The following is a 9,275-nucleotide window of genomic DNA, read 5'->3' on the forward strand; positions in this document are numbered from 1 at the left end:
CTGCGCCTCGCGAGCCGCTCGCTCGGCGACGTCCGGGGCCACGCCGTCGCGATCCACGAGCAGCCGCGCGACCTCTGCCGGATCCGGCACCTGCAGCGTGAGCGTGCGGACGCGCGAGCGGATCGTCGGCAGCAGGTCGGCCTCGCTCGGCGCACACAGCACCCAGACGGTTCGCTCGGGCGGCTCTTCGAGCGCCTTCAGCAGGACATTGGAGGTGCGCTCGACCATGCGATCGGCGTCTTCCATCACGATCACGCGGTGGCGACCGAGCGACGGGCTGAAGTACGACCGCTCGACCAGCGCCCGCGCATCCTTGATCGAGATGATGACGCCCTCGGTGCGCAGCGCCGTCATGTCGGGGTGGGTGCCGGCGAGGACCTGCCGCATGGCCTGCTCGTCGCCTTCTTCGGCGATGAGCGCCGCGGCGAAGGCGTACGCGAGTGTGGACCGTCCGGATCCTGGCGGGCCGGTGATCAGCCACGCGTGCGTCATCGCATCGGGGTCGGATGCCGCGCCCCGAAGCGTGGCGACGGCGTCATCCTGCCCCCAGACCGCTCCCCACGGGATTTCGCCCGCAGTCGCGGCGGGAGCAGCCACGACCGCTGCGCTCTCCATTCGACCAGCCTAATCCGCGTCACCGACGGAGCCCGTCGGCGCGGGATCGGCCAGGAGTGACTGAACACGCCCCTGGATGTCGGTCGCGAGATCGGCCGGAATCCGCGACGCGTCGAGCACCAGGAACCGGCCGGGCTCCGCCGCGGCCAGGGCGAGGAACTCCTCGCGGACGCTGTCGTGGAACGCGGACTGCTCGGACTCGAGCCGGTCGAACGGCTTGTCATCGGCGTCGAGCCGTTCGCGAGCCACTGCGGGATCGAGGTCGAGCAGCACGGTGAGGTCGGGCAGCAGCCCGCCGGTAGCCCACACGGACAGGTTGCGCACCTCGTCACGTCCCAGAACGCGACCGGCACCCTGATACGCGACCGAGGAGTCCAGGTAGCGGTCTTGGATCACGTCGACCCCGCGGTCGAGCGCCGGGCGGACGACCGTCTCGATGTGATGCGCCCGATCGGCTGCGTAGAGCAGTGCCTCGGCGCGCGGAGCGATCTCGCCGCGGTGGTGCAGCACGATGTCGCGGATCAGCACGCCGACCTCGCTGCCTCCCGGCTCGCGCGTGCGCACGACCGTGTGTCCGCGCGCCGTCAGCCACTCCTCCAGCAGCGCTGCCTGGGTCGACTTGCCGACGCCGTCGCCGCCCTCGAACGTGAGGAACAGACCCCTCGCAGGTCCCTGTCGATGCCCGGGGCGACGGGAATCGTCCGGGGCAGGCTCGGGAACCTCGAGGGTCACTTCTTCGCCGGCGCCTTGCGCGTGGTCGCCGCCTTGCGCGCCGGCGCGCGCTTGGGCGCGGGCCCCTTGGCACGCTTGTCGGCGATCATCTGAACGGCGATCTCGTACGTGATGTCGGCCACGGTCTGACCGCGCGGGATCGTCACGTTCGTCTCGCCGTCGGTGACATATGCGCCGAATCGGCCGTCGCGAACACGGATGGGCTTGCCGCTCACCGGGTCGTTGTCGAACTCGGCGAGGGCGGTGGACGCCCGCCGCGCACCGTACTTCGGAAGGGCGTAGATCGCCAGCGCTTGCTCGAGTGTGACATCGAAGATCAGCTGCTCGGAATCGAGCGTCCGCGAGTCGGTACCCTTCTTGAGGTACGGCCCGTATCGCCCGTTCTGCGCGGTGATCGGCTCACCTGACTCCGGGTCCACGCCGACGGTCCTCGGCAGATCGAGCAGGCGCAGCGCGGTGTCGAGGTCGATCGAGTCGACGGACATCGACTTGAACAGCGACGCCGTACGCGGCTTGGGCGCGGCATCCTTCTTCGCCGTCTTCTTCTTCGGAGCCTCGTCGACGATCTCGCCGGTCGACTCGTCGACCGCGGTGGGGTCTTCCGGGTCGGTCTCTTCGATGTACGGCCCGAAGCGGCCGTCCTTGACGACGACGAGCTTGCCGTTGTCCGGATTCTCGCCGAGCACGCGATTGCCCGCGACCGGGGCGTCGATGAGCTCCTGCGCCTTCTCGGCGGTGAGCTCGTCGGGGGCGAGGTCCTCGGGGATGTTCACCCGCCGGGGCGGCGCATCACGGTCGGCCGGGTCGACGACGTCGAGGTACGGTCCGTACTTCCCGAATCGCAGGGTGGTGGTGTCGCTGATCGGCGTCGCGTTCAGTTCGCGCGCGTCGATCTCGCCGAGGTTCTCGACGATGTTGCGCAGGCCCGGCTGAGCGTCGGAGCCGAAGTAGAAGTCGCGCAGCCACGCGGTGCGCTGCTGCTCGCCGCGGGCGATCGCATCGAGATCGTCCTCAAGCGCGGCCGTGAAGTCGTAGTCGACGAGATCGGCGAAGTGCTCTTCGAGAAGGCGGATGACGCTGAACGCCAGCCAACTGGGCACGAGTGCCTGACCGCGCTTGGTGACGTAGCCGCGATCGAGGATCACGTCGATGATGCTCGCGAACGTCGACGGGCGGCCGATGCCCTTCTCCTCCAGCGCTTTGACGAGGCTGGCCTCGGTGTAGCGCGGCTTCGGGGTGGTCGCGTGGCCCTTCGGCTCGACTTCCTTCATGCGCAGCGTGTCGCCGACGGCGAGCACCGGCAGGGACTGGTCGTCGGCCTTGTCGGCATCGCCGCGCTTCTCGTCGCGGCCCTCTTCATACGCCTCGAGGAACCCTTTGAACGTGTAGACGGTCCCGGATGCCGTGAACTCAGCGTGCTGGACGACGCCGTCGACCGGGGCGTCGACCGCGAGGGTCACGGTGGTCGTCTCGTACTTGGCGTCGGACATCTGGCTGGCGACGGTGCGCTTCCAGATCAGGTCGTACATGCGCTGCTCGTCGCGGTCCAGCTCGCCCGAGACCGACGCGGGGGTGCGGAACTGCTCGCCGGACGGGCGGATCGCCTCGTGCGCCTCCTGGGCGTTCTTGCTGTTGCTGCGGTAGACGCGCGGGTTGAGAGGAACCGCCTTCGCGCCGTACAGCGAGACCGCCTGCTCGCGCGCCGCCGTGATCGCCTGCGTGCTCAATGCGGTCGAGTCGGTTCGCATGTAGGTGATGAAGCCCTTCTCGTAGAGGCGCTGCGCGACGCTCATCGCGTGCTTGGCGCTCATCGAGAGCTTGCGGCCGGCCTCCTGCTGAAGGGTCGAGGTGGTGAACGGGGGTTTCGGGCTGCGTGTGCCGGGCTTGGAGTCGAGTGCGGTGACGGATGCTTCGCCCACGCCCTGGATCGCTGCAGCGAGTGCGCGAGCCTTCGCCTCGTCCAGGACGACGACGACCTTCTTGAGCTGGCCACGGTCGTCGAAGTCGGTTCCGCGCGCGAGCGCGGCTCCGTCGACACGGGCGAGCCGGGTCGTGAACGACTCGTCGTCGGCGGCTGCGTCGGCGGGGGCGCGCTTGATCGCGAGCGCCTCGACGTCCCAGTAGCCCGCCGAGACGAAAGCCATCCGTTCACGTTCGCGGTCGACGACCATTCGCGGGGCCGCCGACTGGACGCGACCGGCGCTCAGCGCCGCACCCTCGCGGCCGCTGCCGACCTTGCGCCACAGAACCGGCGAGACGTCCCAGCCATAGAGCCGGTCGAGGACGCGTCGGGTCTCCTGAGCGTCGACGAGCGCGAGATCGAGCTCGCGGGTGTCGTCCACGGCGGCGCGGATCGCATCCTTGGTGATCTCGTGGAACACCATGCGACGCACCGGCACCTTCGGCTTGAGCACCTCGAGCAGGTGCCACGCGATGGCTTCGCCCTCGCGGTCCTCATCTGTTGCGAGGAGGACTTCGTCGGCACCCTTGAGCGCGCGCTTGAGTTCGGCGACCGTCTTCGTCTTGCGGTCGTTGACGACGTAGTAGGGGTCGAAGTCGTTGTCGATGTCGATCGAGTACTTGCCGTAGGCCGTCTTCTTGTCGGCCGGGATGTCCTTCTTACTCGCGAGATCGCGGATGTGGCCGACGGAGCTGAGTACCTCGTAGTCGTCGCCGAGGTATCCCTGGATCGACTTCATCTTCGTCGGTGACTCGACGATGACGAGCTTCTTGCCTGTTGCCAAGGGGGGCGTCCTTCCTTCGAAGCACACCATACACATGAGTTCACCAAGGAGCGCTGTGAGCGCCGGGCCAGCCGGGCGGGCCCGCACGGGCCGAAGCGGCGGTGGAGAGTCGGCCGAACGGCGCTGAGACGGTGACGGCCGCGATCAGGTCGGCGACGTCGCACGAGGTCACTTCAGCGCCTGATGCGGATGCGACTTCGACCGCCCGCGCACACGGCTCCCCTCCGATCGCCCCGGATGCGGCGTCCGCTGCAGCGAGGGCAGCGGCGTCGGCGACCCCCGCGACCCGCTGCGAGAAGACGGCGGCGGATCCGGCGGTCACGAAGCTCACTGACAGGGTCGCCGCCCACACGACGACACCGACGGACAGGATCGTGCCGGCCATCACAGCCCGCCGTCCAGCGCGCAGCTGGTCGCACTGAGTGTGAGGGGCAGGGACACCGCCGCCGAGGCGGAGGCGGTGACGCAGACGAGATCGCCCCGACGGGTGAGCACCAGGCTGGCCCCGGACACGGCACTCGCGACCACGCTCTGGGCGCGACCGTCGGCCTCGCCGCGGGCAGCCAGTCGCGCGGCGTCGGCCGCGGCATCCTGGAGTCTCACCTGTGTGGCGCACGCGCCGAGCGCGCCGGCACCGAGGAGGACGACGACCGCCACCGCCGGCAGCGCGACGGCGAACTCGGCGACCACCGATCCGCGGTCGTCGCCGAGTCCGCGCCGGATCATGCGACCGTCAGCGCGCGGCGGACGAGGTCGGTGAGGATGCCGCGCACTTCGTCGCTTCGCATGATGACCACCAGCAGGCCGGCGAATGCGACCGCGGCCATGGTGGCGATCGCGTACTCCGCGGTGGCGGCGCCGGTCTCGTCTCCGAAGAGCCGGGCGGCACGACGACGGGTGAGTCGGGGCAGGGGCATGGCATTTCCTTCCACTGGGTCGGTGGGCACGGTTCTGGTTTGGGCACGGTCTCGGTGGGCACGGCTCTGGCGGGCAGGATTCGGTGAGCAGGGTCACAGCGGGAGCGGGACGGACGTCATGACACTGAGAAGCATCGGTGCGACGCCCAAGAGGAGGAACGCAGGGAGGGTGCACACACCGAGCGGAAGCAGGAGGCGGGAGGAGAGCCGCGCCGCCCGAACCCTCCCCTCGACCCGAGCGCGGTGTCGGGCGAGGGCGGAGGAGGCCCTCAAGAGTTCGACGGCGGGCACGCCCGCGCTCCGCGAGAGGTCCAGGACGGCGTCGGTGGCGGGATCCGCCGCTCGCCCTGTCGCGTCGTGCACGAGCCGCCGCGCACGCTCGATCGAGACGCCGCCGCTGAGGGCGATCGCCAGAAGCTCGGCGTCGAGACCGGGGATGCCGCTGTCGTCGCGCGCCCGGCGGACGAGGGACGCGTTCCAGCGCTGTGCGCCGAAGATCAAAGCGATTCCGACGGCAAGGCACGCGAGCCCGATGGGGCTGCCGACGAGTGTCCCGAGAGTGTCGAAGCCGAGCGCGACGCCCAGCACGACCGCGACCAGCGGCAGCCAGCACATCAGCTTGGCGGTCGCGGCCGGCTCGGCGAGTGCGATCCGGACCTCATCGGAGGCCTCCTGGGCGTCGCGCAGCGCCGTGGCAAGGGCGCGCAGACTCTCCGCGAGCGGCGCCCCCACCGCGCTGGCCACGCGCCAGGCCGCCGACACGTCTCGCCACGACTCCTGCTCTGTGCTGGCGGTTGTGCTCCTCGCGAGCAGGCGCGACCTGCGTGCCGCGGCCGGGGGTGCGGCGGCGGCTGAGATCGCGGTCGGCAGCGGCACCCCCCGGACGACGGCGGAGTGCACCCGAAACGCCTCGGCATCGCCCGCGTCGGCGAGGTAGGCCCACGCGCGGGCAGGACCGATCCCGGCCTGAAGGAGCACGGCCAGCCGCAGCACGGTCTCGGCGATCATCGAAGGCTTCACTGCGCGGGCCATGCGAGCTCCTCGATCTGGAGGCGTCCGCCCGCGCCGATGACCGGGCGACCCGCCGCAGCCAGCTTCCGGATCCCGTCGTCGCCGCGAGCGACGTGCAGCACGCAGCCGATCGCGCTCGCCACCTGACGCGCCAGCGCCCTGTCATCGAGCCTCGCGAGCGCGCCGAGCGCCTCGAGCCGCGACGGGACATCGTGCAGACCGTTCGCATGCAGCGTTCCGGCGCCCCCGTCGTGCCCGGTGTTGAGCGCCGAGAGCAGTTCGCGCACCTCTTCACCCCGGCACTCACCGACCACCAGTCGGTCGGGACGCATCCGCAGCGCTTCGCGGACGAGCCGGGCGAGGCCGATCGCGCCTGCACCCTCGAGATTGGCCTGTCGCGCCTCGAGTCGGACGTGGTGCGGATGCAGCAGGCGGAGCTCCGCGACGTCCTCGATCGTGACGATCCGATCGGAGATCGGGGCGCACCCCAGCAGCGCGGCCAGCAGCGTCGTCTTGCCCGCGCCGGCGGCACCCGTGATGAGCAGGTTCTCGCGTCGGGCGACGGCGTCCTCGAGCTCGGCTCGGGAGTTCTCGTCGAACATGCCCCGGGACTGCAGTTCGGCGAGGTCGGGTGTGTCGAGCCGGGGCACGCGGATCGAGATCGCCGTCCCCTCCGCCGAGACCGGCGGGAGCACGGCGTGGACGCGGATCCCGCCCTCCAGCCGGACATCGACGCACGGGGTTGCATCGTCGATATGTCGTCCGCCGAGCCCGATCAGCGCCACCGCCAGATCGCGGACGTCCTCCTCGCGCGCCCGCCACTCCGGCGCCGGCGCCGCCCCGTTGCCGCGATCGACGAACAGCCCGGTCGCCCCGTTGACGAAGACATCGGTCACGTCCGGATCGTCGAGATACCGCGCCAGCGGTTCGAGAACCGGGTGCCGGGCGGTCTGCGTTCGGTCTGCAGCGACCCGAGGATCGGCCGACGACGATCGCGCATTGGCGGTGGAGACCACGGACTGTCGCGCCCTCGCCGCGGCACGCGACGCCGCAGGCGGCGGGCCGGAGGCGACGCGCGGCTGGACGACGAAGCGTTCGGGCATGCGTCGACCGTAGGTCGATGAGGTCCGCACGGCCGGGTGCCGACCGCTCTCCGTGGACGCCGCCGGCGGGAAGGCCGCCTGGGGAGGAACGGACGGACGACAAGAGAAGGCGGCATCCCATGGGGGGATGGGATGCCGCCGGGCGACACCCATTTCGGGGGTGGGTCGGGTGCCGCAATGCCAGAATCGAATGTTCGGCCGGTGAAGAGCATACGCAAGTTCACCTGCCGTTCCAAACACTCTCATCCAGCCGTTACCGATATATCGTTCGACACCGGATAACGACGTCCGGAGCGGCCGCCCCGTCCCACCCGACGTAGTGACCACCACGGTCACTGAGTAGATTTACCCTGTCGTCCCGCAATGCCGTCTGACGACGATCCCCCGGAACGGCCGCGAAGGAGCGAGCGCATGAGCAGCCAGATCGACCACCTTCTCAATGAGGACCGGCGGTTCGCACCGCCCGCGGACTTCGCCGCACACGCGGTCGCGACCGCGGACCTCTACGAGCAGGCCGCGGCCGACCGGGAACGATTCTGGGCTGACCGGGCTCGGGAGCTGCATTGGCACACCCCGTTCACCGAGGTACTGGACTGGTCGAACCCTCCCTTCGCCAGCTGGTTCGCGGACGGCGAGCTCAACGTCGCGTACAACTGCCTGGACCGTCATGTGGAGGCCGGCAACGGCGAGCGCGTGGCCCTCCTCTGGGAGGGCGAGCAGGGCGATGAGCGCCGCGTGACGTACGCCGACCTGACCGACGAGGTCAAGCGCCTCGCCAATGTCCTTACCGACCTCGGCATCGGCGCGGGCGACCGCGTCGCCATCTATATGCCGATGATCCCGGAGGCGATCGCGGCGATGCTCGCGGTCGTCCGGGTCGGCGCGATCCACTCGGTCGTGTTCGGCGGGTTCTCCGCCGACAGTCTCCGCGCGCGCATCGACGACGCCGGGGCAAGGCTGGTCATCACCGCCGACGGCGGCTGGCGCAAGGGCAAGGTCTCGCCGCTCAAGCCCGCGGTGGACATGGCGCTGTCCGACCGCAACGACTCGGGCATCCAGGAGACCGTCGAGCACGTGCTCGTCGTCCGCCGCGGCGGCAACGCGATCGAGTGGACCGAGGGCCGCGACATCTGGTGGCACGACGTCGTACCGCAGGCCGCCGCCGAGCATGAGGCTCGAGGGTTCCCCGCCGAAACGCCCCTGTTCATCCTGTACACGTCCGGGACGACGGGGAAGCCGAAGGGCATCATGCACACGTCGGGTGGCTACCTCACCCAGGCCGCCTTCACGAACCGGGTCGTGCACGACCTCCACGCCGAGACGGACGTGTACTGGTGCACGGCCGACATCGGCTGGATCACCGGCCACACCTACGTGACCTACGGGCCGCTCGCGAACGGTGCGACGCAGGTGATCTACGAAGGAACTCCCGACACCCCGCACCCCGGCCGCTGGTGGGAGGTCATCGAGAAGTACGGCGTGACGATCCTGTACACCGCGCCCACAGCCATCCGCTCGTTCATGAAGCTCGGTCGGGCGATCCCGAAGAAGTTCGATCTGTCGTCACTGCGATTGCTGGGCACGGTCGGTGAGCCGATCAACCCCGAAGCATGGATGTGGTACCGCAAGATCATCGGCGGCAAGACCGCCCCCATCGTCGACACCTGGTGGCAGACCGAGACGGGCGCCATCATGATCTCCGCGCTGCCCGGCGTGACCGAGACCAAGCCGGGAAGCGCGCAGGTTCCCCTGCCGGGGATCTCCGTGGACGTCGTCGACGAGTCCGGGGCCCATGTCGGAAGCGGGAACGGCGGTCTCCTCGTCGTCACCGAACCCTGGCCGAGCATGCTCCGCGGCATCTGGGGCGACCCGGAGCGGTACAAGGAGACGTACTGGTCGCGGTTCGACGGGCTGTACTTCGCCGGAGACGGCGCGAAGAAGGACGAGGAGGGCAACATCTGGCTCCTCGGTCGCGTCGACGACGTCATGAACATCTCGGGCCACCGGCTCTCGACCACCGAGATCGAGTCCGCGCTGGTGGGCAATGAGGCCGTCGCGGAAGCGGCCGTGGTGGGAGCATCGGACGAGACGACAGGTCAGGCCGTCGCGGCCTTCGTGATCATCAAGCAGAGCTACCGGGCCGAACACTCCCT

9 protein-coding genes are annotated in these 9,275 nt (G+C 69.8%); 1 reads left to right on the forward strand and 8 read right to left on the reverse strand.

The window, feature by feature from the left end; all coding sequences use genetic code 11:
* The 8 genes from VFX99_RS11090 to VFX99_RS11125 form a co-directional block, all read right to left on the reverse strand.
* Positions 1–615: AAA family ATPase (locus VFX99_RS11090; protein ID WP_329666351.1), on the reverse strand; the 615-nt coding region annotated here is incomplete at its 3' end.
* 9 nt (positions 616–624) lie between these two features.
* Positions 625–1,272: a dTMP kinase gene (gene tmk / locus VFX99_RS11095; protein WP_329666359.1), complete on the reverse strand. Its 648-nt coding sequence runs from the start codon at positions 1,270–1,272 to the stop codon at positions 625–627.
* Positions 1,273–1,343: 71 nt separating this feature from the next.
* Entirely contained in the window at positions 1,344–4,091 is a 2,748-nt protein-coding gene (topA, locus tag VFX99_RS11100; RefSeq protein ID WP_329666352.1) for a type I DNA topoisomerase, read from the reverse strand.
* A 40-nt stretch (positions 4,092–4,131) separates the two neighbouring features.
* Positions 4,132–4,476, reverse strand: a complete 345-nt coding sequence (locus VFX99_RS11105) for an Rv3654c family TadE-like protein (protein ID WP_329666353.1) — start codon at positions 4,474–4,476, stop codon at positions 4,132–4,134.
* The gene (locus VFX99_RS11110; RefSeq protein ID WP_329666354.1) at positions 4,476–4,817 is read right to left on the reverse strand and encodes a TadE family type IV pilus minor pilin; all 342 of its coding nucleotides are present in this window, start codon (positions 4,815–4,817) and stop codon (positions 4,476–4,478) included. Before VFX99_RS11110 ends, VFX99_RS11105 begins: the two co-directional genes overlap by 1 nt.
* Positions 4,814–5,008 carry a DUF4244 domain-containing protein gene (locus VFX99_RS11115; protein WP_329666355.1) on the reverse strand — a complete coding sequence of 65 codons (195 nt, stop codon included), beginning with the start codon at positions 5,006–5,008 and terminating at the stop codon, positions 4,814–4,816. The genes VFX99_RS11110 and VFX99_RS11115 overlap by 4 nt, the downstream gene beginning before the upstream one ends.
* 93 nt (positions 5,009–5,101) lie before the next feature.
* Positions 5,102–6,040 (reverse strand): type II secretion system F family protein, encoded by a 939-nt coding sequence (locus tag VFX99_RS11120; RefSeq protein WP_329666356.1) that lies wholly within the window; start codon positions 6,038–6,040, stop codon positions 5,102–5,104.
* Entirely contained in the window at positions 6,025–7,122 is a 1,098-nt protein-coding gene (locus tag VFX99_RS11125) for a TadA family conjugal transfer-associated ATPase (RefSeq protein ID WP_329666357.1), read from the reverse strand. Before VFX99_RS11125 ends, VFX99_RS11120 begins: the two co-directional genes overlap by 16 nt.
* Positions 7,123–7,533: 411 nt before the next feature.
* On the opposite strand from VFX99_RS11125, the gene acs reads away from it, so the two are divergent.
* Positions 7,534–9,275, forward strand: a 1,742-nt coding sequence (acs, locus tag VFX99_RS11130; RefSeq protein WP_329666358.1) for an acetate--CoA ligase, incomplete at its 3' end; no start/stop codon positions are given.

The sequence above is a fragment of the Microbacterium sp. genome (assembly GCF_036277215.1).
In the GTDB taxonomy this organism is placed as follows: domain Bacteria; phylum Actinomycetota; class Actinomycetes; order Actinomycetales; family Microbacteriaceae; genus Microbacterium.